This window comes from Phycisphaeraceae bacterium (genome assembly GCA_019636735.1).
GTDB lineage: Bacteria > Planctomycetota > Phycisphaerae > Phycisphaerales > SM1A02 > VGXK01.
Map to the genome: position 1 here is coordinate 1 of JAHBWY010000026.1, position 2878 is coordinate 2878.

Below are 2878 nucleotides of genomic sequence, written 5' to 3' on the forward strand. Positions count from 1 at the left end.
GCGCGGCGCCGACCGCTCGCCGAGGCGCTCACCATCCAGAAGGGCAATCGGCGCGGAGAGATAGGAGCCAAGATGAGCGACTCTCGGCGCGAGCGACTCGATCGCGCTGGCCGCGAGCGGGCGTTGATCTACAAGACGCTCGTCCTCACTGGCCTCCGCAAGGGCGAGCTCGCGTCGATCACGGTGGCGCAGGCGGACTTCACCGGCCCGGTGCCGTACCTGCTCCTGCACGCGCGGCACGAGAAGAACCGTCGCGGCGCGGAGATCCCGCTGCGCAAGGACCTCGCCGCCGAGCTGCGTGCGTGGATGGAGGAAACGCTGGCCCTCGTACAGGCGACAGCTCGAGAGCGCGATGAGCCCGTCCCCGCGAGGTTGCCGCCGACGACCAAGATGGTCAAGGTGCCGAGCGGCCTGATCCGGATCTTCAACCGCGACCTCGTCTTCGCCGGGATCGCGACGATCGAGAAGCGCGGCGGCAAGGAGATCGCCTCGAAGACCGACGAGCGTGGCCGCACGGTCGACATCCATCCGAATCATGGCGCTGCGGCACACCTTCGGCACGCACCTCTGCCGCGCCGATGTCCCATGCGAAGCTGGCTGAGCCTCGAAGGTGCCGTGCCGTCACGGGCGCGTCCCATGTCAAGGGGAGCCTCGAATGATCGAGTCGCCACGCCTGCTACAATCACGCTCCGACGACGGCGTTCGGCCTCCGCGGGACGATCGATCGACCTCAGACTGGACGCTGCCTCATTCAACCTCCGAAATCCTCCCACCCGAAATTCACGGGCAAACCCGCGTTTCAAATCGAACTGCGCCGTCGAGTCGACGAATTCTTCGCGGCGACCGGACGCCGGCCGCGCGACTGCGCGTCGATGTACTTCAAGTCGGCGATTCTGATCCTTGTCTTCACGGCGCTGTATCTCGCGCTCGTGTTCGTCGCGCGAACATGGTGGCAAGCCGTGCCGCTCTCGATCGCGCTGGGGTTCGCAACGGCGCTAATCGGACTCAACATCCAGCATGACGGAGGGCACGACGCGTACTCCAGCCGCCGGTGGATCAACGCCTTGGCAGCCATCTTCCTCGATGTCATCGGCGGCAGCTCCTACATCTGGCACCACCGCCACTCGGTTCTTCACCACACATATGTAAACATCACAGGGCACGACACGGACATCGACCTGGGCGTGCTTGGTCGAGTGACGCCATATCAGCGACGCCTTCCGATCCATCGCTGGCAGCACTGGTACATGTGGCCGCTCTACGGACTCATGGCGATCCGCTGGCAGCTATTCGGTGACATCGCCGATGTGCTGCGCGGGCGGGTCGGCGGTCATGCGATTCCACGGCCGAAGGGCCGCGACCTCATCGTCTTCGTCGGAGGAAAGTTGGTCTTCTTCACACTCGCCATCGGAGTACCCAACCTCTTTCACTCATGGTGGGTCGTTCTCATTTACTACGGCGCGGTCGGCGTGGTCGTCGGAATCACGCTGAGCATCGTGTTTCAGCTCTCTCATGTCGTGGAAGAGGCCGAGTTTGTTCCTCCTTCGTCGACGAACCGCATCGACAACGCATGGGCCATTCACCAGGTGGAGAGCACGGTCGACTTCGCGCGAAACAGCCGTGTCGCGGCCTGGCTCCTCGGCGGGCTCAACTTCCAGATCGAACACCACCTCCTCCCGCGCGTGTGCCATGTCCACTATCGCGCCCTGGCGCCGCTCGTCGAACAGGTCTGTCGCGAATTCGGGGTGCGCTATCAGCAGCACCCCAGCATCGGTGCCGGGATTGCATCGCACTTCCGTTGGCTTCGAACGATGGGCCGGACAGATGCGATCGGGGCGCCGGTAGCGAGGTGATGCGCTCGAGGTGCTGAAGGTTCAACAGCGCGCGCCGATCACCCTCCCCGTCGGAGCGACGACTCCAGATCGGAGACGGATGTCGGATTGCACGCACGCCTGGCCTCTTCGAACACCAGGTTGATCCAGTCCCACACGGTCGGCAGCACTCGATGTTTCGGGTAGCCCGCCACTTCCGCGGCGTGACGGAATGTCAGATGCACGACGCACACCTCGCCGGTGACGGCGCCATCCGCTTGAATGAAGCCGGCATAGTCGTCGCCGACGCCTGAGCGCGCGAAGGGAAGGAAGTCCCGCACCGGGATCGAACCGCGCGCGACCTCTCGCAGGAATTCGTTTCGGATCCAACTCGCGTCGTCGGCCACATCGATGCAACGCCATGGCGGGAACCCGTCGAAGCCGTTGAGTCGAATCCAGCGGTACGCGATCGGATACGGGAAACCGTCAAGGGACAGGAGTGGACGGTCGGAATCGAGCGGTTCGCGTGCGGACATCGTCGTCGTGATCATAGTGCAGGCCACGGACTCGCCCCACGCAAGCACTTTCCGATCACTGGCTGCACACAGTGCCGAGCGACTCGAGTGCCTGGCCCGTGAGCGCCTCGGCCGCGAGCGGGCGCCGATCTACAAGACGCTCGCTCTGGCTGGCCTCCGCAAGGGCGAGGTCGCTTCGATCTCGGTGGGCCAGACGGATCTCGACGGCACGTTGCCGTACCTGCTCCTGTATGCGCGGGACGAGAAGGCCCGACGCGGCGCGGAGATCCGAACCTCACGGCAAATGTCTACGCCGACTCGAAGCTGCTCGATGTCGCGGAGGCGGTGGAGAGCCTGCCGTCTCTGGGTTCGATCGAGACCGACGCCCGGCCAGGTGTCCCGGCAAGCTCAATCCAGAAGCACGACGGACGCGCGCATCTGGCTGATGCAGGTGGGATCACGGCGTCGCATGCAGGCCAAGTACGTCTCAATTCGGTCCCTGCACCATGGGATGTTCACAGGGGTGAACGTACAGCCGCGTCCAATCGGACC

Annotated in this window: 3 protein-coding genes; 2 read left to right on the plus strand and 1 reads right to left on the minus strand. The window is 64.5% G+C overall.

All coding sequences use genetic code 11. The features are described 5' to 3' along the window. Both KF724_13855 and KF724_13860 read left to right on the plus strand, forming a co-directional pair. Positions 1 to 897 (plus strand): site-specific integrase (locus tag KF724_13855; GenBank protein ID MBX3356773.1); only part of this gene is annotated, 897 nt, incomplete at its 5' end. Then, a complete protein-coding gene (locus KF724_13860; GenBank protein MBX3356774.1) occupies positions 873 to 1853 on the plus strand; it encodes an acyl-CoA desaturase in 981 nt (326 codons plus the stop codon). The genes KF724_13855 and KF724_13860, both read left to right, overlap by 25 nt. Before the next feature lie 38 nt (positions 1854 to 1891). Here KF724_13860 and KF724_13865 read toward each other — a convergent pair whose 3' ends face one another. Further along, the gene (locus KF724_13865) at positions 1892 to 2347 is read right to left on the minus strand and encodes a hypothetical protein (protein ID MBX3356775.1); all 456 of its coding nucleotides are present in this window, start codon (positions 2345 to 2347) and stop codon (positions 1892 to 1894) included. Between the last annotated feature and the right edge of the window lie 531 nt (positions 2348 to 2878).